The organism is Lachnoclostridium sp. MSJ-17, assembly GCF_018918205.1.
GTDB lineage: Bacteria > Bacillota > Clostridia > Oscillospirales > Acutalibacteraceae > Ruminococcoides.
In genome coordinates, this window is sequence record NZ_JAHLQB010000111.1 from 1 (window position 1) to 21,685 (window position 21,685).

At 54.7% G+C, this 21,685-nt stretch carries 17 protein-coding genes; 6 read left to right on the top strand and 11 right to left on the bottom strand.

Going from position 1 to position 21,685, the window contains the following annotated elements:
- The first annotated feature begins 313 nt into the window (after positions 1 to 313).
- The 4 genes from KQI64_RS09120 to KQI64_RS09135 all read left to right on the top strand — a co-directional run bounded on the left by KQI64_RS09120 (position 314) and on the right by KQI64_RS09135 (position 7,680).
- A complete protein-coding gene (locus tag KQI64_RS09120; RefSeq protein ID WP_216524410.1) occupies positions 314 to 889 on the top strand; it encodes a hypothetical protein in 576 nt (191 codons plus the stop codon).
- A 149-nt stretch (positions 890 to 1,038) separates the two neighbouring features.
- The gene (locus KQI64_RS09125; protein ID WP_216524412.1) at positions 1,039 to 1,851 is read left to right on the top strand and encodes an Mrp/NBP35 family ATP-binding protein; all 813 of its coding nucleotides are present in this window, start codon (positions 1,039 to 1,041) and stop codon (positions 1,849 to 1,851) included.
- Positions 1,852 to 1,989: 138 nt separating this feature from the next.
- Positions 1,990 to 4,431, top strand: coding sequence for a carbohydrate-binding domain-containing protein (locus tag KQI64_RS09130; protein WP_216524413.1), 2,442 nt, complete (start codon positions 1,990 to 1,992; stop codon positions 4,429 to 4,431).
- 282 nt (positions 4,432 to 4,713) lie between these two features.
- A complete protein-coding gene (locus KQI64_RS09135) occupies positions 4,714 to 7,680 on the top strand; it encodes an alpha-amylase family glycosyl hydrolase (RefSeq protein WP_216524414.1) in 2,967 nt (988 codons plus the stop codon).
- Between the two features lie 111 nt (positions 7,681 to 7,791).
- Here KQI64_RS09135 and KQI64_RS09140 read toward each other — a convergent pair whose 3' ends face one another.
- The 10 genes from KQI64_RS09140 to KQI64_RS09185 form a co-directional block, all read right to left on the bottom strand.
- Positions 7,792 to 8,019 (bottom strand): DUF378 domain-containing protein, encoded by a 228-nt coding sequence (locus KQI64_RS09140; protein ID WP_216524416.1) that lies wholly within the window; start codon positions 8,017 to 8,019, stop codon positions 7,792 to 7,794.
- Between the two features lie 74 nt (positions 8,020 to 8,093).
- Entirely contained in the window at positions 8,094 to 8,474 is a 381-nt protein-coding gene (locus KQI64_RS09145) for a hypothetical protein (protein WP_216524417.1), read from the bottom strand.
- 76 nt (positions 8,475 to 8,550) lie between these two features.
- Positions 8,551 to 9,675 carry a prephenate dehydratase gene (gene pheA, locus KQI64_RS09150; RefSeq protein WP_216524419.1) on the bottom strand — a complete coding sequence of 375 codons (1,125 nt, stop codon included), beginning with the start codon at positions 9,673 to 9,675 and terminating at the stop codon, positions 8,551 to 8,553.
- An 11-nt stretch (positions 9,676 to 9,686) separates the two neighbouring features.
- Positions 9,687 to 10,757 (bottom strand): chorismate synthase, encoded by a 1,071-nt coding sequence (gene aroC / locus KQI64_RS09155; protein WP_216524421.1) that lies wholly within the window; start codon positions 10,755 to 10,757, stop codon positions 9,687 to 9,689.
- A gap of 1 nt (position 10,758) precedes the next feature.
- The gene (gene aroA / locus KQI64_RS09160; protein WP_216524422.1) at positions 10,759 to 12,024 is read right to left on the bottom strand and encodes a 3-phosphoshikimate 1-carboxyvinyltransferase; all 1,266 of its coding nucleotides are present in this window, start codon (positions 12,022 to 12,024) and stop codon (positions 10,759 to 10,761) included.
- A 12-nt stretch (positions 12,025 to 12,036) separates the two neighbouring features.
- Positions 12,037 to 13,089 carry a 3-dehydroquinate synthase gene (gene aroB, locus KQI64_RS09165; protein ID WP_216524423.1) on the bottom strand — a complete coding sequence of 351 codons (1,053 nt, stop codon included), beginning with the start codon at positions 13,087 to 13,089 and terminating at the stop codon, positions 12,037 to 12,039.
- Between the two features lie 2 nt (positions 13,090 to 13,091).
- On the bottom strand, positions 13,092 to 13,922 hold the full coding sequence (locus KQI64_RS09170) for a prephenate dehydrogenase (protein ID WP_216524427.1): 831 nt from the start codon (positions 13,920 to 13,922) through the stop codon (positions 13,092 to 13,094).
- Positions 13,919 to 14,932 (bottom strand): 3-deoxy-7-phosphoheptulonate synthase, encoded by a 1,014-nt coding sequence (gene aroF, locus KQI64_RS09175; protein ID WP_216524429.1) that lies wholly within the window; start codon positions 14,930 to 14,932, stop codon positions 13,919 to 13,921. The genes KQI64_RS09170 and aroF overlap by 4 nt, the downstream gene beginning before the upstream one ends.
- 71 nt (positions 14,933 to 15,003) lie before the next feature.
- Entirely contained in the window at positions 15,004 to 15,516 is a 513-nt protein-coding gene (locus KQI64_RS09180) for a shikimate kinase (RefSeq protein WP_216524431.1), read from the bottom strand.
- Between the two features lie 3 nt (positions 15,517 to 15,519).
- Positions 15,520 to 16,359, bottom strand: coding sequence for a shikimate dehydrogenase family protein (locus KQI64_RS09185; RefSeq protein WP_216524433.1), 840 nt, complete (start codon positions 16,357 to 16,359; stop codon positions 15,520 to 15,522).
- 249 nt (positions 16,360 to 16,608) lie between these two features.
- On the opposite strand from KQI64_RS09185, the gene acpP reads away from it, so the two are divergent.
- Positions 16,609 to 16,836 (top strand): acyl carrier protein, encoded by a 228-nt coding sequence (gene acpP, locus KQI64_RS09190; RefSeq protein ID WP_216524434.1) that lies wholly within the window; start codon positions 16,609 to 16,611, stop codon positions 16,834 to 16,836.
- 491 nt (positions 16,837 to 17,327) lie between these two features.
- Positions 17,328 to 18,704 (top strand): TrpB-like pyridoxal phosphate-dependent enzyme, encoded by a 1,377-nt coding sequence (locus tag KQI64_RS09195; protein WP_216524436.1) that lies wholly within the window; start codon positions 17,328 to 17,330, stop codon positions 18,702 to 18,704.
- A 53-nt stretch (positions 18,705 to 18,757) separates the two neighbouring features.
- On the opposite strand, the gene KQI64_RS09200 is transcribed toward KQI64_RS09195, so the two are convergent.
- Positions 18,758 to 21,685, bottom strand: a 2,928-nt coding sequence (locus KQI64_RS09200; RefSeq protein WP_216524437.1) for a right-handed parallel beta-helix repeat-containing protein, incomplete at its 5' end; no start/stop codon positions are given.

A 21,685-nucleotide genomic window follows, 5' to 3' on the forward strand; every position in this document is an offset into this window, starting at 1 on the left:
TTACAACGGCGACAACGCTCTCCTCAACTATGAGTCCGAGGACGAGACCTTCGATGTAACTCTCCGCCTTGATCTCACAGGCTGGGATACCATCAAGAAGACCGGCGCTAAGATCACCGTTTTAGTTGAAGCTAATGAGGACTAATAAGCTTAATAATCTGTATTTAAGCTATACCTGCAAATTAATTTAATCACAAAGGCAATGATTGAGCAATGCTTGGTCATTGCCTTTTTGCGTGCGCGGATTTGGGCTTGCATTTATCATGGTAATGTGTTACAATATACACAATTATGATATTTGGAGGTATTTGTTTTGAAAAAACCCAATAAAAAAGAAACCGTAAATCTTTTCTTTTCCGCTTTTCTGATTCTCGCGTTCATCGTCTGCGCGCATTTCTTCACACAGTTCACCGCTAACCTCGACGCCACTCTCGGCACCGTAATCAATATCTGCATCTACGCGGTATTCGGTCTGTTGGTGTTCTATGCGACAAGAGTCGGCGACGGCAAGCCCGTCAAGCGTTTTTCACCCGTTACCCTGATCGTGATGGTTCTTCCCTCGCTCTACATCATGGTAGCGTCTGTCGCAAAGTTCATGCCCCTCAACAACATCTTCGCGGGCAGCGGCGGCACCGTCAGCATCATCACGGCTCTTGCGGCTATCGCGTTCGGCTACGGAATTCCCTACACCTTCTTCAGCGGCTTTGAGCTCGCCGGGGAAAACGAGGAGGACACAACTCCCGAGGTACTTGAGGGCGGCGTAGAAGCCGACATTCTCGAGAGTGAGAGCGCTGAGGAACCTGTTGAAGTCACAGAGGAAACTCCCGAGGAGACCCTTGAGGCAGCCGAGGAAACCGCTGATCCCGTTGAGGAAGCAACAGAGGAATAATTTTCAGTTTTTTTTGAGCGGGCAGACGTCCGCTCTTTTCCTTTTGCGCGGCGCAGGGTCTTGTTATTGATACAAAAACGTGGTATAATATAATTTAACGCCGCAAAGTTATTCGCGGCAGCAGTATTATATTGAAAAGAGGAAGAAATATGGGATGCAATCATGATTGCAGCAGCTGCAGCCAAAGCTGCGGCGGAGAGCAGGATTTACACGAGCCGCTTAATCAGTACAGCACCGTTAAGCACGTCATCGGCGTTGTTTCGGGCAAGGGCGGCGTAGGCAAGAGCATGGTGACCTCGCAGCTTGCCGTTGCCATGAACCGCAGAGGGTTCAAAACCGCGATTCTCGACGCGGATATCACGGGTCCGTCAATACCCAAGGCGTTCGGAGTTCACGAGAAGGCAAAGGGCAGCGACCTCGGAATCCTGCCCGCGATTACGGAGACAGGCATCGAGCTTATGTCGATAAACCTCCTCCTCAAAGAAGAGACCGACCCCGTTGTATGGCGTTCGCCGATGATCGTCGGCACTCTCAAGCAGTTCTGGACGGACGTGCTTTGGAACGACGTTGACTATATGTTCGTCGATATGCCTCCGGGAACAGGAGATATCCCGCTGACGGTTTTCCAGAGCCTGCCGCTTGACGGAATCATCGTCGTAGCTTCTCCGCAGGAGCTTGTTTCGATGATAGTCGAAAAGGCGGTCAAGATGGCTGAGATGATGAATGTGCCGCTGCTCGGTCTTGTTGAGAACATGAGCTACTTTGTATGCCCCGACTGCGGAAAGAAACACTCCGTATTCGGCGACAGCCACATCGACGAGATCGCCGCTAACCACGACACGCGCGTTCTCGCGAAGCTCCCGATAGACCCCGACCTCGCCGCTAAGACTGACGCGGGTCAGGCGGAGGCTTATGAGGGCGATTACCTCAGCGAAGCCGCGGCTTTTTTGCAGACTCTCTGAAATGAATCGATTATTAAGAAAGACCTGAATCCTTAGGTCTTTCTTTTTTTAAAAAATTAAAAATTTTAAGCTTAATTTAAGCTTCATTGACTACACTTAAATCACCCTAAAGATTAATTCGGCAAAGGAGTGCAGAACATGAAGAACAAAAGAGCATTTATAGCAGCAATTCTTTCGGCGATGCTGGTTACGGCAGGCTTTCCGGTTGCAGCTTCTGCGGCTGAGAACGAGGTGCTGCTCGGCGACGTTGACGGCAACGGCGTAGTTAATGTCGTTGACGCGACTCTGGTTCAGATGATAGCGGCTGAAATGACGACCGTGTCTGACGAGCGCATGAAGGCGGCTGATGTTGACGGCAACGGCGACGTCAATGTAGTTGACGCGACTCTTATCCAGCAGTACGCGGCGGAGATCGAGACGGGCTACAAGATCGGCAAACCGATTGAAACCGAACAGCCGACAACACAGGCGGCGACTACAGAGGTTCCAACGCAGGCGCCGACTACAACCGCTGAGGTCACAACAGAGCCTGCAGAACCTGCAACTGAGCCGGTTGAAACAACCACGGCGGCACCCGCCACAGAGCCTGTAGAAACGACTACCGCGGCTCTTTCAACCACAGTTGAACCCGCAACGACTGTTGAACCCACCACCACCGCCGTCAACGAGGACGCATGGAAGGAAAACACCGGAGTTATTACCCTCAGCAACGACGGCATCACCGTAACAGGCGAGGGTATTGAGGTCGTCGGCAACATTGTTTACATCACAGAGGGCGGCGACTGGGAGGTCGTGGGAACCTGCGACGACGGCATGATCTATGTCAACACAGGCGAGGAAAAGGACGTCAACGACAAGGTCAAGCTCAGACTCAGCGGCATGAGCCTGACAAACACCAACGGCCCCGCGATATACTTTGACCGCTGCAAGAAGGCGTTCATCACCCTCGAGAGCGGCACGACAAACACGATCACCGACAGCGCGGCCTATGCCGAGACCTATACCGGCGCAAAGGGCGCGATCCACAGCGACGATTCGCTCGAAATCAAGGGCAAGGGCACCCTCGTTGTAAACGGCAACTACAAGCACGGCATCTCGTCCTCGGACGACATCGTCATCGAGAACGGCGTATTTGATATCACCTCCGTCAAGGACGGCATTCACGCGAACGACTATGTGACCCTCGACGGCAAGAACATCAGCCTCACCGTAAACGCTCAGGGCGACGGAATCGAGTCTGAGGGCTACCTCACCGTTGACAAGGCGACGCTGAACCTCTCGGGCGGCGGAAAGGGTCTTAACGCGGCAGACTACATCACACTCACAAGCGGCACCTTCGTCATTGACACGACCGACGACTGTATCAACAGCAACGCGGCAGTGACTATCGACGGCGGCAGCTATGACCTGAAATCAGGCGACGACGGCATTACAGGTCTGACTATCGATATCAACGGCGGCGCCTTTGAGATAGAGACCACAGGCAAGGGTATAAACGGCGACAGCACAATCAATCTCAACGCCGACACAACCTATGTCATCAACTCGACAGACGACTGCATCAACGGCAACGCGGACGTTAATATCGCCGCGGGTACATACGACCTCACCTCGGGCGACGAGGCGATCACCGGCGATACAATCAACATCAGCGGCGGCGTATTCACCGTCAAGACCACCGGAAAGGGCGTTAAGGCGACCACAGACATGACAATCACGGGCGGAGAGTTCACTCTCAATTCCACCGACGACGCGGTTCATTCAAACGGCAATATTACGATCAAGAACGGCACATTTGACATCACCTCCGGCGACGACGGCGTTCACGCGGACACGACCCTCACCATTGAGGACGGCACGATCACCGTCAACAAGAGCTACGAGGGACTCGAGGCAAACGACATCATCATCAGCGGCGGCACGATTTTCGTAACCGCTTCCGACGACGGCATCAACTCCGCGGGAGGTCAGGATCAGAGCTCTCAGGGCGGCAGACCCGGTCAGAACAACTTCCAGCCCGGCGGCTCGTCCTCGAACAGCAGCATTAATATCAACGGCGGTTATGTATTCGTAGTCGCTTCGGGCGACGGCGTCGATTCAAACGGCGCGCTCAGCTTCAACGGCGGCACAACGATAGTTCAGGGTCCGTCAACCGGCGGCAACTTCGCGATTGACGCGGACGGCACAGTCGGCTTCAACGGCGGCACGGTAATGGCGATCTGCTCCTCAAACGCAATGTGGGAGGATATCAACGGCAAGCTCGGCAACGCGGTTTACACCAAGTCGGCAGGCAGCGTATCGAGCGGCAGTGTTATCGCCGTGACCGACGCGAGCGGAAACGTTCTCTCGGCTGTAAAGAGCAGGCTCTCGGGCAATGTCGGCGTGCTCTACTACAACGGCAGCGTCAGCAGTCTTACAAGCTGCAAGTCGGTAACAGGCGGCAGCTACAGCGGCACCTTTGATTCCTTCGGCTACGCTGAGGGCGGCACGATCAGCGGCGGCACCTCGGTGACCCTCGGACAGAGCAGCTCAGGCGGCTATCAGCCCGGACAGCCCGGAGGTCCCGGCGGACGCTGGTAATAAACGGTTTATGGGGTATTATTTTAATATAATCACAGAGAAAGCAGGGCTTCGGCTCTGCTTTTTCTGTTTAAAAATTCTCTTTGATATTTCTTACAAAAATTGTTATCGTTATTCGTCATATTGTACACTTGATAAATTTTTTTTAACCTATATAATTAAAATAGGGATAAATAAGCTTTTGGAGTAAAAGCTTATCCATTTTTCCGCGCTGTCTTTTGCGCGGAGGAGATACACACAGGCACATTTAGAAGTAATTTTTATGGAAAGGAAGTTTTGAAAATGCACAAGAAATCTATTTCGATCCTGCTCTGTCTTGCCTTGCTGCTCAGCGCGATCGTGTTTGCGATTCCGGCAAACGCGGTTACCGTTGATACGGATAAGGTCGGAAAGAGCTCCATTGAAAGTGCTGACGATTTCTCATGGGATAACGTCAATATGTACTTTCTCTTAACCGACCGTTTCTGCAACGGAAACACCTCGAACGACCACTCCTACGGAAGAGCTCTGGACGCTAACGGTCAGCCTCTCTCGGGCTGGAACACCGCTCCCGGTACCTTCCACGGCGGCGACTTCGCGGGTATCACAAAGAAAATCAACGAGGGTTACTTCGATGATATGGGCGTTAACGCGATTTGGATCTCCGCTCCCTACGAGCAGATCCACGGCTACGTTACCTCCGGCGGAGATACCAGCCCGGCGCACTTCGCGCACTATTCATACCACGGCTACTACGTGCTCGACTACACTGAGACCGACGCGAACTTCGGTACAAAGGCTGAGTTCAAGACGATGGTAGACACCGCCCACAAGCACGGTATCCGCGTAGTTATGGATATCGTTATGAACCACGCGGGCTACAACAACCTGCTCGACATGGAGGAGTACGGCTACGGTACTCTGAAATCCGGATATAAGAATTATTTATACCAGCTGACCAACGCTAACGACTTCCATTCATGCATCGACTATGAGTCAAGCGCCAGCGACTGGGGCAAATGGTGGGGTCCCAAGTGGATCCGCAGCGGTCTGCCCGGATATGAGAAGGGCGGCGGCGAGGTAACAGGTATGCTCGCCGGACTTCCCGACTTCCGCACCGAGTCCACCGAGTCCGTTTCCGTTCCGACCTTCCTGCAGACCAAGTGGCAGAAGGAAGGTACCCTCAGCCAGAAGCTCAGCAAGTACGGCAGCAGCGGCAGAGTTAACGATTATCTCACCACATGGCTCGCCGAGTGGGTTGAGGAATACGGCGTCGACGGCTTCCGCTGCGACACAGCCAAGCACGTTGAAATGGATTCGTGGGTCAAGCTCAAGAACAAGTGCGTTGCGGCGCTCAAAAAGTGGAGACAGAAAAATCCCTCGGCTGAGGGCGCAAACTGGGACGAGGACTTCTGGATGACAGGCGAGCACTGGGGTCACGGCCTCGGCAAGGACGGCTACTTCACCAGCGGCGCGTTTGACTCCATGATCAACTTCTCGATCACAGGTCAGGTATCTGCTAATCCCGGCGGTCTCGGCGCCCCCGAAACAATGGAGGGAATGTACTCCAAGTACGCCGGCGATATCAACAGCGATCCCAACTACAACATGCTTACATACCTCTCCTCGCACGATACTGGTCTTGTAAGACAGAATCTTTTCTGGCAGGGTACGGCATTCCAGCTCCTGCCCGGCGGCATTCAGATCTTCTACGGCGATGAAACCGCGCGTCCGCTTGTTTCGGGCGTATCCGTAGGCGGCGACGGTCATGCTGTCAGAAGCGACATGAACTTCGGTCAGAACGCAGACCTTCTCGCTCACTGGCAGAAGGTCGGCAAGTTCCGCGCTAACCACGTCGCTGTAGGCGCGGGCAGCCACTCAATGATTTCCGCCTATAATTCATCAACAGGCTACACCTTCTCGCGTTCCTATATGGACGATAATGTTACAGACAGCGTTGTCTGCTGTATCGGCGCTCCCGCGAACTCTCAGATAGCGGTTGACGTTTCCTCCGTATTCGGCAACGGCAAAACCGTAACCAACGAATACGACGGCACTACCGCTGTTGTTACAAACGGCAAGGCTACCTTTAATTCCGGCAAGCAGGGCGTTATCCTTATCTCAGGCCCGCAGTCCACGATCAGCATGAGCCTCAAGGGCGGATACTCCTTCAAAACAGAAACCGAAACACTTACGGTAGCTCTCCGCGGCGCGGACTACGCTATGGTTTCCGTAAACGGCGGCGCTGAGTTCCGCGTAACAAACGGTCAGACCTTTGAGATCGGCGCGGGTATTCCCGTAGACTCCGCTATCGAGGTCACCATGACCGCGACAAACTCTGTGGAAACTCTTACAAAGTCCTTCACGTTCAATAAGAAGGACCCCAACGCGACAACCACGATTTACTTTGACGACTCTCAGCTCAACTGGGGCAACGTCAAGGCGTATGTTTATGACGAGAGCGGCGACGATGTTATCAAGAACGCCGCGTGGCCGGGCGAAGCGATGGAATACGACAGCACTTCGGGTCTGTATTTCTACGACGTGCCCGACGAGCTCGTTAACGGTCTTGTAATCTTCTGCGGTGACAGCGGCAGATACCCCGCTAACGGCGCGAAGGGTCTTGAGATCAAGGAAACCAACATGATCTTCAAGGCGGGCAACAGCTGGACGCCATACAATGGCGAACACGTTGAAAAGCCCACCGTGGATCCCAACAACACCGTGACCGTATACGTAAACGCTGCAAGCCTCGGCTACAGCACACCGAATATCTACTACTGGAGCAGTGCTACCGACAGCGGTCCCAAAAAGTGGCCGGGCATTGCCATGACCAAGTACAAGGATACCATCTTCAAGGCTTCTTTCCCGAAGGAATACGATATGTGTATCTTCAACCAGAAAGGTAAGACAGACAACCTGAAAATCCCGGGCAACAACTACATCTTCGATAACGGAAATTGGTCGCCTTATGCCGACGCCGAGCAGCCGACAACACAGGCTCCCACTCAGGCTCCCACAACTCAGCCTGTCACCACCGTTACCGGAACAACGCTCATAGGCGACGCTGACCAGAACGGCACTATCAATGTCGTTGACGCTACCGAGATCCAGAAGCACCTTGTTGAGATGGTTCACCTCAGCGGCAACGCTCTCAAGGCTGCTGACGCTGACGGCGACGGCAACGTAAACATCAAGGACGTTACCGCTATCCAGTACTACGCGGCAGGCGATACCCAGCGCAGCGGAAACTGCGGCAAAAAAATGTAAACCAAAGAAAATTTACTAATTGACAAACGACGGCGGCTCAGTTGCGAGCCGCCGTTTTTGTATAAAAAATCAGGCTGCGGCAAAGTTTGTGATTTGCCGCAGCCTGTCTCTTTAGGTTGCCGAGTGTGTTGGCTCGTCAAAGAAGGTATCCCTTGCGTCGCGGAAAAAGAGAGTGACGCACCAGATAGCCGCGAGAGCCACGAGAATATAGATTATTCTGCTCACCACTCCGCTCTGACCGCCGCCGATGAAGCCGACGAGGTCGAACTGGAATATGCCGATGCTGCCCCAGTTGAGGCCGCCGATGATCAGCAGAGCGAGCGCGATTTTGTCAAGCATTTTCTTTCCTCCTTTTGGGCATACAATGCCGCAAAACTATTATGCGCGGAGGAAGAGCTTTTATTCATAAATAATCAAAAGCCGAGAATCACGAGCATTCCCGCGATGAAAAGTCCGAGAACGATCACCGCGATTCCGAGAATTCGGACGATTTTTACGGCTTTGATGATTTTAAATTTTTTTATCATGCCCTCTGTCGGGAACGGAAAAAGCAAAAGCATAAGCCCGAGGATAATGCAGCTGCCCGAGGCTACTACGGTGCCGAGCAGCCTGAGAAAGGACATGAGGAACAGTCCGACAGGTATGCCGAATACGCAGGCGGTATTGACTGCCGTAAAGAGCTTCGAGAATTTTTCGCATCTCTCATAAAAGCGGTTAGCCTTGATCTGGCAGTCGTCGCAGCAGTAGATCTCGTGATAGGTGATTTCCTTGCCGCAGTATTCGCATTGTTTCATTGCTTCCATCTCCTTTTATCGCATAAATATTGTACCACAGAGGCGGCAATATTGCAAGCGTGAGGTTGGCGAGCTGTTACTCGCAGTAGTTGCCGAGGAAGCTGAAATCAGGCATTTCCTCGCTTAATTGACTGAGCAGGTCGATCACGCTGTTGTCGCGGACGCTGCCGGTGAAGTCGAGATAGAAGATGTATTCGAACTTCCTCTCGGCGCTCGGACGGGACTCGATCTTTGTCAGGTTGAGCCCGAGCGAATTGAAGCGGCACAGCAGCCCGTAGAGCGAGCCTTCGACGTGCGGAAGCGAGAAGCATAGGCTGATTTTGTTGGCGTTTTCGGGAATGCAGAGCTTCTTCGAGATCACGATAAAGCGCGTGGTGTTGCGCTTGTCGTCCTGAAGGTGGTTGTCGAGGATTTTCAGACCGTATTCCTCAGCCGCCTTGTAGGGGCAGATTGCCGCCATGTTGAGCCGCTTTTCGCGGGCAATGTCGCGCGCGGCTACGGCGGTGTTGGCGCAGGACTGAGCCTCAAAACCGTGCTTTGCGATGTATGAAGTACACTGCGAGAGCGCCTGCGGGTGAGAGCGGACGATTTCGATGTCCTCTAGCTCAGATTGGCGCAGTCCGCCGAGGCAGTAGTCGATTTTCATGTCGAGCGCGCCGATGATGAAGAAGCGGTGCCTGAGTATCAGGTCGTAGACCGCGGAAACGGAGCCTGCCGTGGAGTTCTCGACGGGCAGCACGCCGTAGGTGACCTCGCCGCTTTGTACCGCTTCAAAAACGTCGTCAAAGGCGGGGTAGTTGCAAAGCTTTGCTTCGGGAAAGAGCTTGAGCGCCGCCTCGTGGGAATTCGCGCCCTTGATGCCCTGATAGGCTACGGTGATGTTCTCCGTGTCGAGAGTGTCCGACGCGTTCATTATCTCCGCTCTCAGCGCCGCTCCGCTGTGCACGAGGTTGTGCTGCAGCGAGCGCGAAAGCTCCATGATGTTTCCGTATAAAAGCCGCGCGTAGGCTCCGTACTCGCCGCCCATCTGCTGAATGCGGTCGAGGATTTCCTCCTCGCGTTTGCGGTTGAGTACGGGAATGCCGTTTGCCTGCTTGTAAAGCCCGACCTCCTTGGCGCAGTCCATGCGCCGCTTAAAGAGCTCAACCAGCTCCTTGTCTATAGCGTCGATATCGACGCGGATTTCGTCTAAATTTCTCATTTCCGGCTCCGTTAAAACAGATTTATCAATGCGATCGCCGCCGCCGCCTCGATGACGGATACGGCTCGCGGCACAATGCAGGGGTCATGTCTGCCGTGTATCTCAAGCTCGGTGTTTTCGCCTGTCCTTAGGTCGACCGAGCGCTGCTTTTGCGATATCGACGGCGTGGGCTTTATCGCCGCGCGGAAGATTATCGGCATGCCGTTCGATATTCCGCCGAGGATACCGCCGCAGTTGTTTGTTTCGGTGACGACCCTTCCGTCCTTCATGCGGAAGGGATCGTTTGCGGCCGAGCCGCGCATTTTCGAAAGCTCAAAGCCCGCGCCGAACTCAATTCCCTTTACCGCGGGAACGCCGAACACAGCCTTGGCTATCGCGCCCTCGATTCCGTCGAACATCGGCTCGCCGACTCCGACAGGCATGCCTGTCACGGCGCATTCGATAACGCCGCCGATGCTGTCCTGCTCAAGCCTTGCCGCTTCGACCTCAGCGCGCATCTTGTCCTCAACGCTGTTGTCGATAAGAGCGAAGGGCGAGAGGCTGAGGCGGTTCATCAGCTCGCCGCCGATCTCCGTCGGACAGAAGCGGCTGTCGTTTACAGAGCCGACCGAGGCAATATGGGCGGCGATTTTAACGCCGCGCTTTTCGAGGATCTGTCTGCAAACCGCTCCAGCGAAAACAATCGGAGCGGTGATCCTTCCCGAGAAGTGACCTCCGCCGCTGATATCGTTGCAGCCCTTGTATTTCACATACGCCGTGTAGTCGCTGTGTGCGGGACGCGGTACAGAAAGCAGGTTGCCGTAGTCCGACGAGCGTGTGTTGGTGTTTTCAATAACGGCGCAGAGCGGAGCGCCTGTGAGGGTGTCGCCGAGCAGCCCCGAGAGGATCTTGGGCAGGTCGCTCTCCTTGCGGGGAGTGGCGGTCTTGTCCCTTCCCGGAGCGCGGCGCGCCATCTGTACAAGAACGGCGTCGAGGTCGATTTTCTCGCCCGCGGGAAGTCCGTCGATCACAACGCCTATGCCGCCGCCGTGACTCTCGCCGAACACCGAAATTTTTATTTTATCTCCGTATGCAGAGGACATGTTACACCTCCGATAACTCGGCGATGCCGCCGATTTTTGCAAAGTCATCGTAAAAGCCGGGGTAGCTCTTGTTAACGCTCAGAGCGTCGGTGCAGAGGATTTTTTTCGCCGCGCCCGATGCGCAGACTGCCGCCGACATTACTATTCTGTGGTCGCCGAAGCCCTCGGCAAAGCCGCCGTAGAGCCTGCCGGTTCCTGTTATCTCAAGTCCGTCGGGAAGCTCCCTGACCTTGCCGCCGAGGGAATTGATAAGCTGTGCCGTGGTTTTGAGTCTGTCGCTCTCCTTGATTCGCAGACGTTCCGCGTTGGTGATATGAGTCACGCCGTCTGCAAAGCACGCGCAGACCGCGAGGACCGGAACGAGGTCGGGAATCTGCGACGCGTCGATATCAATAGCGCTCATCGGCGACTTTTTTACACGTATCCTGTCGCCGTCCTGAATGACCTCCGCGCCGAATTCGCGCAGGAGAGCCGCTATACGCCTGTCGCCCTGAGAGGAGTCGATGTTGGCGTTCAGAACCTCTACGTCGCCCGAAACCGCGCCCGCGACAAGGAAAAACGCCGCCTGCGACCAGTCGCCGTCGGTGGTGTAGTCCGAGGGAACATATCGCTGTCTGCCGCGGATATGCCATCCGTTGTCGAGAATATCGACCTCGACGCCGAACTTCGCCATTGTGCGTATCGTCATGTTGATATACCCCGCGCTCTGAATGGGCGAGGTGAGAATAATGTCGCTGTCGCCCCTGAGAAGCGGAAGCGCGAACAGCAGTCCCGTTATGAACTGAGAGCTGACGCTGCCGGAAACGCGGTAAACGCCGCTCTTTAGCTGACCGCTGATTTTCAGCGGAAGCCCGCCCTCCGTTTCGAATGAAACGCCCTTTTCGGGGAGAACGTCGGCGTAAACTCCGAGCGGTCTTTCGGGCAGCCTGCCGCGGCCGAGAAATGTCGATTCAACTCCGCCTGCCGCCGCTACGGGTATCATAAATCGCAGGGTCGAGCCGCTCTCTCCGCAGTCGAGAGTCGCTGTTTTGTTTGAAAAAACGCCCGTGCCGTCAACGGTGAGCGTTTTGTTGTCGATTTTCGCGGTCGCGCCGAGAGCCTCAACGCAGCCGATAGTCGCGCGGATATCGTCCGAGAGGGCGATAGGAGATATGGTGCAGACGCCGCCCGAGAGAGCCGCGCAGATTATCGCGCGGTGAGCGTCGCTCTTTGACGGCGGCGCAAAAACTGTGCCGTTTGCCTTGAACGGCTTCATGGTTACATTCATATTTATACCCCGTTATTCGGCAGCGATGAATTCTTCGAGTTTGTCAAGCTCGATTTTCTGTGTGAAGCTGTCGCCGATTTCTCTGAGCAGTACAAGGTTAATCGAGTCGCCGGCGGATTTCTTGTCGGAGCGCGCGGCTTGTGCAAGCTCGGCGAAGGTGAAGCTTTCCGTTGTGGGCAGGCTGTATTTCTCACAGAGGGCGGCGATCCTGTCCGCCGAGCCCTGAGCGGTTATGCCGTGCTTTTCGCCCGCCTTCGCGAGCATTACCATGCCTATCGCCACAGCCATTCCGTGCGAAATGCCCGAGAAGTTATAAAGCTTCTCGATAGCGTGGCCGAGGGTGTGGCCGAAGTTGAGAAGCATTCTCTCGCCCTTTTCGCGTTCGTCGCGGCTGACAACGTCGCGCTTGATCGATACGCAGGTTTCGATAACGTCCTCAATGTGATCAAGGGCATTCTCGTTTTCAAGAAATTCAAAGAACCTCGCGTCCTTGATGCAGCCGTATTTGATGACCTCACCCATTCCGTCGGTGATAAATCGGTCGGGCAGAGTGTTCAGGGTGTCGGGGTCGATAAGAACGGCTATCGGCTGGTGAAACGCGCCGACGAGGTTCTTGCCCTGCGGCAGATCCACGCCCGTTTTGCCGCCGACGGAGGAGTCGACCTGAGCGAGAAGCGAGGTGGGAAGCTGTATGAAGTCGATACCGCGCAGGTATGTAGCCGCCGCAAAGCCTGCCATGTCGCCGCAGACGCCGCCGCCGAGAGCGACTATCAGATCCTTGCGCGTGATGTGTGCGTCCGCGAGGGTCTTGTACATATCGGAAACAGTGCCGAGGTGCTTGCTCGCCTCGCCCGCCTGAAAGACGTGGGTTGTGACCTCAATGCCCGCCGCTGAGAGCGAGTTCAGCACTTTCCATTTGTAGAGCGGAGCGACGTTGGTGTCGGTTACGAGGACGGCGCGTTCGGCGCGCGAGAGACTTTTGACATACTCTCCGGTCTTGTCGAGCAGTCCTCTTTCAATATATATATCGTACGGCTTGCCCGTACTGACGTGAACGGTTCTCATTGTTATTCTCCTAATTCCCGCTTGATCTCGTGTCCCTTTTCAAGCAGCTGTGCGAGCGTTTCGCGGTCGTTTTGTCTGATCGCGTTGTAAAGGCTGCCAAGGTTCCTGTTGAGCTCCTCAAGCTCCTCGAGCAGCGGCTCGCGGTTTTCGAGAAAGAGCTCGCTCCAGAGCTTTGAGTTGATGTTCGCAACACGCGACACGTCGCGGTAGCTGCCCGCGGAGAAGCCCTTGTGGTTCGGGCAGCACGGACTGAGCACATATGCGCAGGCGAGGACGTGCGGAAGCTGCGAAGTAAAGGCTATCATTCTGTCGTGCTCGTCGGGGTCGGACATTGTCACCCTGCCGAAGCCCATTTCGAGAGCGAGATCGGTGAGAGTTTTAACGCTTTTTTCATCGGCGCCGCAGGGAGTGATGATGAAGCTCGCGCCCTCGTAAAGAGCGCCGTCGCTGACCGCGTAGCCGTTCTTTTCCTTGCCCGCCATCGGGTGACTGCCGACAAAGACGAAGCCGTATTCCTCCGACAGAGCCTTGAGCTGCGGACAGATCGCGCGCTTTATGCCCGACGAGTCGGTGACTATCGCGCCTTTGCGTATATATTTTCCGTTTTCGCGGATATAGTCGACGCACGCCTGCGGGTACATGCAGAGAATGATCACGTCAGCTCTGCCAAGACTTTCGGCGGTGCCGATCTCGTCAATAGCGCCGTCGCTGAGAGCCTGACGCGCCGTTTCAGGTGTGCGGTTGATTCCGATAACATAGTGGCCGGTGTGGGACTTTATCGCCTTGCAGAAGCTTCCGCCGATGATTCCCAGACCGATTACTGCTATATTCATGTGTTGGAAAGCGCCTCCTTCAGCGCGAATACCTTCTTTGCAACCTTATCGAACTTCTCGGGTGTGAGCGACTGCGCGCCGTCCGAGAGGGCGTGAGGCGGGTCGTTGTGAACTTCAATGATAAGTCCGTCGGCGCCTGCCGCGACTGCCGCCATAGCGAGCGGCTCAACCAGCCAGCTCTTGCCCGAGGCGTGGCTCGGGTCGACGATAACGGGCAGGTGCGAGAGCTTCTTGATGATCGGGATAGCGGAAACGTCGAGGGTGTTGCGGGTGTAGGTCTCGTAGGTGCGGATACCTCTCTCGCAGAGCATGACCTTTGAGTTGCCGCCTGCCATGATGTACTCAGCGCTCATCAGCCATTCCTCGATAGTCGCGGAAAGTCCGCGCTTGAGCAGAATGGGCTTGTCGGTTTTGCCCAGCTCCTTGAGCAGCTCGAAGTTCTGCATATTTCTCGCGCCGACCTGAATGATGTCGACATTCTCGAACATATCGATGTGCGAGGTGCGCATGATCTCGGTGACGATGGGCAGTCCGGTAGCCTTACGCGCCGCCTTGAGAAGATCAAGACCCTCGGATTTTAATCCCTGAAACGCGTAGGGCGAGGTGCGCGGCTTGAACGCGCCGCCTCTGAGCAGGGTTGCGCCGGATTTCTTTACGTCCTGCGCGATCCCAACGATCTGTTCCTCGCTCTCGACAGAGCAGGGTCCCGCCATGATGTGCAGGCTGCCGTCGCCGATAGTCACAGTATCGCTGATTTTGATGACTGTGTTCTCGGGGTGGAACTTCCTGTTTGCCTTCTTGTACGGCTCCTGTACGCGGCGAACGCTCTCGACGATGTCCTGAGCCTCGATGTATTCGATATCTACCTGAGTTGTGTCGCCGATCAGACCGAGGACGGTGGAATGAACGCCGTCCCAGCGGTTGACGTTTACGCCGTAGTCGGAGGTGAGTATTGTGGTGAAGCCGATAACCTGTTCCGGGGTTACCGACGGTTTGAGTACAATGATCATAATAAAAATCCCTTTCTATATTTTTATCCCAATATTCCCGTGTAATATTTTATCACTTTAAATCGCTGTAGTCAAGACTGAAAGTGCTTTACCGCTTCCATTACGGCGTTTGTGGTCTGGATAGGCGTGTTTCTGCCCTTGACGGTGACGTCAGCCGCCGCCTTGTACAGAGGATACCGCTTGTTGTACAGCTCGGTCATCGCCTTGTTCTTGTCGGGACGCTGCAACAGCGGTCGCACCTTGTCGTTGCGCAGGCGGTATCGTATCCTCTCGAGCGGAACGTCGAGCAGGACGATTATGTCGCTGCCCTTGAACGCCTCAACGTTGCGCTCAAAGGTAAAGGCGCCGCCGCCCGAGGCGATGATGAGATTGCTTTTTTGAGCGAGCTCAAGGCAGACCTCGTGCTCAATATCGCGGAAGCCGTCCTCGCCGCGCTCGGCGAAGATATCGGAGATTTTTTTGCCGGTCTTTTTTTCGATGTAAGCGTCCATGTCGACGAAGCGTTTGCCGGTCTTGCGGGCGAGGTTCCTGCCGACGGTGGATTTGCCGCAGCCCATGAAGCCGCATAATACTATATTGTTCATATTTTACCTTTCAAGAAGCTCCTTCGCGGCGTCCAGACAGAGCCTGTCAATATCCGCCTTGTCGTAGGTCGAGCCGTCCCAGTGCTCATGCGCGACGACAGCCTGCCATACGAGCATTGACATGCCTCCCTCTGCCTTCGAGCCGTTCGCCTTGGCGCGCTTGACAAGGGCGGTCTCGTAGGGATTGTAGATCGCGTCGAAAACATTGGCGCACCTGCCGATCGCGCAGTTGTGTATCGGCTGAGCGTCGCAGTCCGGGTACATTCCGACGGGTGTGGCGTTTATCAGCACGTCGACGGTGCCGATGATCTGGTCGATAAGCCCGAAGCTGACCTGCGCGCCGGGGATTTTGCGGGTTATATCAAGACAGAGCAGACCTGCCTTGCCTACGCTCTCTCTGCGGACTGCGAACTCAAAGGGCTTGCCCATCAGCGCGATCTCGTAAGCCATAGTTCTCGCGACTCCGCCGCAGCCGAGGATCATTATCCTGCCGTCGAGCCTGATGCCCGCGGCGTCGATCGCCTTGAGGAAGCCGTCGGGGTCGGTGGTGAAGCCCTTTGCTTTTCCGTCACGGTTGAGGACGGTGTTCACGCTGCCGTACATCTCAGCCTTTTGGTCGAGCTCGTCGAGGAAGGGGATTATGCTTTGCTTGTGCGGGATCGTGATATTGTAGCCGTCGAGCTTTGAGAGAGACTGATGAAATTCTTTCTCCAGATTTTCGGGCGCGATATCGAGCTGAGTGTAGTCCGCGTCAACTCCCGATAGCTCAAAAAGGCGCTTGTGGATAAATGGCGACATGGTGTGACCTATGGGGTGACCTATGACGGCGTAATGCTTTGACATGAAAAAGTCCTCCGTTTCTCGCTGGAGAGCGCAACTAACAACCATAAACTAACAACTCTCCAAGGGTTTTCTATGCAAATTCCAGAAAAAATAAAAAAATTTTGAAATAGATATTGACAAAGAGTGATTTTATCAATAATATTGAAGTAGCAAATGATTTTGCTTGCAACCATTGTAGCACAAAACCTGTGCCTTTGTCCAGATTTTAATAATCTCAGGCACGAATTACTTTTAGGGAGGAATTTTATAATGGTATTGGAAAAAGTAAAGGCAATTCTTGCAGAGCAGTTTGACGTTGACGAGGAAAAGATCACCGTTGACACCGATCTTCAGGAGGACCTCGGCGCTGATTCACTTGACGTTGTAGACCTTCTCATGTCCATCGAGGACGAGTTCGAGGTTGAGGTTCCCGACGAGGAAATCGAGAACATCAAGACCGTAGGCGCACTTGTTTCCTACATCGAGGCTAATTCATAATTTGATCTCAGAAATCGGGGCAGGGTAACCTGCCCTCTTTTTTTGACCGCTTATTAGTGATTTTTTCCTAAAACTACTTGACAAACCGATATTTTCGGTGTAAAATATGACTCGTTAAACCGATGAGGAAGAGTGAGTAGGTCTTACCTCTACTCTCAAAGAGAGCCGCGGACGGTGAAATCGCGGCAGAGAATGTATGACTGAATGGACTTCCGAGGGCGAGCAGAAACGCGGGCGGTCGCGGGCGCAACGGCGGACGGACTAAGGACGGACGAGCTAAGGACGGCGACGGTATTTTACCGGACAGCGGCGGCACGCATAGTATGTGAGACGGAACAGGACTTTCCGTAACCAAAGGTCAGCGTATGAATGTACGCGTTAAGAGGGCGCGAAAGCGTCAAGCAGGGTGGCACCGCAGGATAATTACCTGTCCCGGCAATTGTCGGGGCAGTTTTATTTTTAAATATTTATTTTTGGAAGGAGAAATCCCTATGGCTGAAACAAAGATCCCCTATAAAATTTATCTGAAAGAAAACGAGATCCCCACGAAGTGGTACAACGTGCGCGCTGACATGAAGAATAAGCCCGCTCCGCTTCTCAATCCCGGAACCCTCAAGCCCATGACCGCAGAGGAGCTCGCTCCCGTATTCTGCGAAGAGCTTATCGCTCAGGAGCTCAACGACACCGACGCTTATATCGACATTCCCGAGGAGATTCAGGACTTCTATAAGATGTACCGTCCGTCTCCGCTTATCCGCGCTTACTTCCTCGAGAAGGCTCTCGACACTCCCGCGAAGATCTACTACAAGTTCGAGGGCAACAACACCAGCGGCAGCCACAAGCTCAACTCCGCTATCGCTCAGGCTTACTACGCCAAGAAGCAGGGACTCAAGGGCGTTACCACCGAGACCGGCGCAGGTCAGTGGGGCACGGCGCTCTCGATGGCTTGCTCATACTTTGACCTCGACTGCAAGGTTTACATGGTAAAGGTAAGCTACGAGCAGAAGCCCTTCCGCCGCGAGGTAATGCGCACCTACGGCGCGAGCGTCACTCCGTCGCCCTCCGATACGACTCAGATCGGAAAGAAAATCCTCGCCGAGCACCCCGGCACCACAGGCTCACTCGGCTGCGCTATCTCCGAGGCTGTTGAGGTTGCCGTAAGCACAGAGGGCTATCGCTATGTTCTCGGCAGCGTGCTCAACCAGGTTCTTCTCCACCAGAGCGTTATCGGTCTTGAGGCCAAGGCGGCTCTCGACAAGTACGGCGTAAAGCCCGACATCATCATCGGCTGCGCAGGCGGCGGCTCCAACCTCGGCGGACTTATCGCTCCCTTCATGGGCGAGAAGCTCAGAGGTGAGGCTGATTACCGCATTGTCGCCGTTGAGCCCGCGTCCTGCCCGAGTTTCACACGCGGCAAGTTTGCCTATGACTTCTGCGATACAGGCATGGTTTGCCCGCTCGCGAAGATGTACACCCTCGGCTCAGGCTTCATTCCTTCCGCAAACCACGCCGGCGGTCTCCGCTATCACGGCATGAGCTCGACTCTTTCGCAGCTCTATCACGACGGTCTTATGGAGGCTACCTCCGTTGAGCAGACCGCGGTATTCGAGGCGGCTGAGAAGTTCGCGCGCGTTGAGGGTATCCTTCCCGCTCCCGAGAGCAGCCACGCTATCCGCGTCGCTATCGACGAGGCGCTCAAGTGTAAGGAGACAGGCGAGGAAAAGACTATTCTCTTCGGTCTGACAGGCACAGGCTACTTCGATATGGTCGCTTACGAGAAGTACAACGACGGCGTAATGACCGACTACATTCCCACTGACGAGGACCTCGAAAAGGGCTTCGCGGGACTTCCCAAGGTTGACCTTTAATTTAATAACCGCATAACAAAGGAGAGGCCGGAAATCCGGTCTCTCCTTAAGTTTTATTTAAATGTTATTGTTTTTCCGCTTGATAGGTATGATGTGACATAGCTGCCGTTCCTGTCGACGCCGCGCACCGTGTAGGTATAGGTGCCGCCTTTTCTCACGTCAGTGTCGAGGTACGAGGTGCCCGTCACAGTGCCCATCGACGTCCAGCCGCCCTTGCTGTTCTTATAGAATACCTTGTAGCCGTAAACGCCGTTCATGCTGTTCCAGCTGATCCTGACGCCGGTGGATTCGTTCGAGAGGTTGAATACAGGGTAGTTGACCGCGCCGTAGGAGTATGTATATACCCAGCCTGTATTGTTGTAGCCGCTTGTGAATTTGCCGTTTGCGTCAATACAGCGGACGGTGTAGGTGTAGGTTCCGCCGTTTCTTACGTCGGTGTCGAGGTAGGAGTTGGTCGTGACGTTGTCCATGCCCTTCCAGCCCGAGGAGCCCTTGTAAAAGACTCTGTAGCCGTATGCGCCGTTGACCTTGTTCCACATGATTTTAACACCCTGAGCGGTGCTCTCAAAGCCCGTTATCTGCGGAGTGTCGAGCTGCTTGGGCTGATAGGTGTAAGTCCAGCCTGTGTTATTGTAGCCGCTTGCGAAATTGCCGTTCTGATCAATGCAGCGGACTGTGTAGGTGTAGGTACCGCCGACTCTGACGTCCTCGTCGGTATAGGTGTTGGTCGTGACGTTGTCCATGCCCTTCCAGCCCGAGGAGCCCTTGTAAAAGACTCTGTAGCCGTAAGCGCCGTTTGATTTGCTCCATGTGATCTTGACGCCGCTGTCGGTGCTCTCAAAGCCGGTGATCTGCGGAGTCGCGAGCTGAGGAACCTGATAGTTGTAGGTGTAAGTCCAGCCTGTGTTGTTGTAGGAGCTTGTGAAATTGCCGTTTGCGTCTATGCAGCGGACGGTGTAGGTGTAGGTGCCGCCGTTGCGGACATCATCGTCGATGAAGGTCGTGCTTGTGGTGTTGCCCATAGCCTTCCAGCCCGAGGAGCCTTTGTAGAATGCTCTGTAACCGTAAGCTCCGTCGACTTTGGCGATAGAAATCTCAACGCCCTGAGCGGTGCTCTTGAAGCCGGAGATCTGCGGAGTAGCGAGAACCTTCGGCTCGAGGTAGCTCACGCCGGTGCCGTTGTTGACCTCGACGCGGTAGGATTGTTTGATTCCGTTCGACGAGGCGACTGTGACGGTAGTGCTGCCGGTTTTTTTGGCGGTGATCCTGCCGTAGGAGTCTACAGAAGCGATGCTGCTGTTCGCGGAAGAATATGAGAAGCTTTCGACTGCGTTTACGGGACGTACATCGGGCACGATCTTGTACGCGGTGCCGACTCCCATTGAAACTCCGTCCTTCTCGAGATAGAACTTTGTCAGCGATGAGGGCGAGGTGTAGTTGGAGCCCTTGTTCGGCGCGTTGATGCCGTAGGTGCAGTTGTAGGTCAGGTTGCTCGAAACGTCGCCTGAATTGCTGTTTGATGAAACGTAGATTCCCGTGCCGGAGCAGCTGCGGACGCGGTTCCACTTGATCTTGTCAGCCTTCGACGACCAGAGCAGAGTAATTCCCTCACTCTTGGCTGAGGTGACGTAGTTGTCGGTAATGCTGCCGATAGTCGTTGTATAAGCGCCCATGCCGTACTTGCCGGGCGAGATGATGTCGTTGTAGTTTATCGTGCCGACCTTGCATGAGTCGATCTGAATGCCGTTGACCTCGGCGTTCTTGATCGTGTTGTACTCAATGCCGTCGGCCTGAGCGTTGTCGCGGAGAACGATTCCGTAGTAGTTAGCCGACTTGACGGTGTTCTTTGAGCAGAGTATCTCGTTGCGGGTAACGGAGGCGTTTCTCACGTCCTCAAGGCGGATACCGTTGCCGCGGATATCGACATAGTTGCCGTAGATCGACACGTCGTCGTTGTAATAGTCGCCCACAGGAAGCGCGCCGCTGCCGTCAACTGAGTCCTTCGGAAATACCTTTTCCAGCTTGTTGCCGAGGACAGCGATGCCCTGACTCTCGTAATCGGCGAAGCCGTCGGCAAGGCTTCCGACGTTTTTGAGGGTGTTGTAGCAGATGTTGATATTAGCCTTCTTAGGCGTCTGGTACGATGACGAAACGTGGCTGGTTGTGCCGCCGAGAGAGGAGAGATCGGAGGACTTGAAGATACCCGAGCCGTCGTCCATGACGGAGTAGACGGTGATACCGCGCGGGGCGTTTTCGATAACGTTCATGCGTATATCGACGTTTATCCAGTTCATGCCCTGAACCGCGATACTCTTGAGGTTTTTGAAGGTGTTGCTGCGGATAGTTATGCCGTCGAAGGGGTTGTTGAGAATACCCGTGTGGGTGCCTACGGCTCGCGGGACGTTGTCGAATACGCAGTCCTCAACGAGAATGTTTTTGCAGTTCAGATCCTCGGCACGGCAGTTGACAACGTGCTTCGGGTGAAGAATGTCGAACTGTATCGCTTCATATCCGTCGTGGTGCGGAGTGAGAACCTGATCGCGGAAGGTGCAGCCGCGCGCTGTGAAGCCGTCGCAGCCGGCGACCTCCATCATGTGACCCTCGCGCTCGTTGAGCACGGTGACGTTCTCCATGGTGAAATTCTTGGCGTGAGCGACCTTTAGCATGGTGTTTTCGCCGTTGTTGCCGTCGTAGGTGCCGCCGAGAAGCCTGACGTTCTTGTACTGATAACCGACAGCTCCCGAGTTTACGCTGTCCTCGCTGCCGACTCTGAGCATGTTGCCCGCAAAGGTGCGCCTGAGGGTAACGCCTGTGAGGTCGAGCGTCGTGTTGTCGTAGATTTTAAGACCCCAGCCGAGGTCGTAGCTGCCTGCCGCCGCCTTTACGGTCACGGGATTTGAGGCTGTAGCCTGATTTTTCGCCTTATCGAGAGCGGACTGAATCGCCCACTGCGCGCCGTCGCGCAGATCCGCCGCGCTGAC

Excerpts from the sequence above, each read along its gene's own strand:
- KQI64_RS09130 (WP_216524413.1), top strand. The coding sequence starts at position 1,990 with ATGAAGAACAAAAGAGCATTTATAGCAGCAATTCTTTCGGCGATGCTG.
- KQI64_RS09140 (WP_216524416.1), bottom strand. The coding sequence starts at position 8,019 with ATGCTTGACAAAATCGCGCTCGCTCTGCTGATCATCGGCGGCCTCAAC.
- KQI64_RS09145 (WP_216524417.1), bottom strand. The coding sequence starts at position 8,474 with ATGAAACAATGCGAATACTGCGGCAAGGAAATCACCTATCACGAGATC.
- aroF (WP_216524429.1), bottom strand. The coding sequence starts at position 14,932 with ATGATCATTGTACTCAAACCGTCGGTAACCCCGGAACAGGTTATCGGC.
- KQI64_RS09170 (WP_216524427.1), bottom strand. The coding sequence starts at position 13,922 with ATGAATATAGCAGTAATCGGTCTGGGAATCATCGGCGGAAGCTTCTGC.
- KQI64_RS09180 (WP_216524431.1), bottom strand. The coding sequence starts at position 15,516 with ATGAACAATATAGTATTATGCGGCTTCATGGGCTGCGGCAAATCCACC.
- aroC (WP_216524421.1), bottom strand. The coding sequence starts at position 10,757 with ATGTCCTCTGCATACGGAGATAAAATAAAAATTTCGGTGTTCGGCGAG.
- KQI64_RS09125 (WP_216524412.1), top strand. The coding sequence starts at position 1,039 with ATGGGATGCAATCATGATTGCAGCAGCTGCAGCCAAAGCTGCGGCGGA.
- aroB (WP_216524423.1), bottom strand. The coding sequence starts at position 13,089 with ATGAGAACCGTTCACGTCAGTACGGGCAAGCCGTACGATATATATATT.
- KQI64_RS09185 (WP_216524433.1), bottom strand. The coding sequence starts at position 16,359 with ATGTCAAAGCATTACGCCGTCATAGGTCACCCCATAGGTCACACCATG.
- KQI64_RS09135 (WP_216524414.1), top strand. The coding sequence starts at position 4,714 with ATGCACAAGAAATCTATTTCGATCCTGCTCTGTCTTGCCTTGCTGCTC.
- pheA (WP_216524419.1), bottom strand. The coding sequence starts at position 9,675 with ATGAGAAATTTAGACGAAATCCGCGTCGATATCGACGCTATAGACAAG.
- aroA (WP_216524422.1), bottom strand. The coding sequence starts at position 12,024 with ATGAATGTAACCATGAAGCCGTTCAAGGCAAACGGCACAGTTTTTGCG.
- KQI64_RS09195 (WP_216524436.1), top strand. The coding sequence starts at position 17,328 with ATGGCTGAAACAAAGATCCCCTATAAAATTTATCTGAAAGAAAACGAG.
- acpP (WP_216524434.1), top strand. The coding sequence starts at position 16,609 with ATGGTATTGGAAAAAGTAAAGGCAATTCTTGCAGAGCAGTTTGACGTT.